Origin of the sequence: Erwinia sp. ErVv1 (assembly GCF_900068895.1) — a bacterium.
GTDB lineage: Bacteria > Pseudomonadota > Gammaproteobacteria > Enterobacterales > Enterobacteriaceae > Erwinia.
In genome coordinates this window covers 1-231 of record NZ_CDPK01000017.1, presented here as the reverse complement: position 1 = coordinate 231, position 231 = coordinate 1, and the positions used below count along the sequence as shown (strand labels likewise).

General features: G+C 55.0%; 1 tRNA gene. It reads right to left on the bottom strand.

The features are described 5' to 3' along the window. Window positions 1-2: 2 nt before the first annotated feature. Window positions 3-76: transfer RNA gene (locus tag A1830_RS18510), tRNA-Asp, on the bottom strand. Between the last annotated feature and the right edge of the window lie 155 nt (window positions 77-231).

Genomic DNA, 231 nt, shown 5'->3' with positions numbered 1-231 from the left:
GGCGGAACGGACGGGGCTCGAACCCGCGACCCCCTGCGTGACAGGCAGGTATTCTAACCAACTGAACTACCGCTCCACCGATTCTGTACTGAATTCAGAATATTGCTTCTGATATCAGGTATTTCGCCCAATCCACGTCACTGGAGTGGTCATGACCAGCGTACTGGTCTAAATTGATGCCTGGCAGTTCCCTACTCTCGCATGGGGAGACCCCACACTACCATCGGCGCT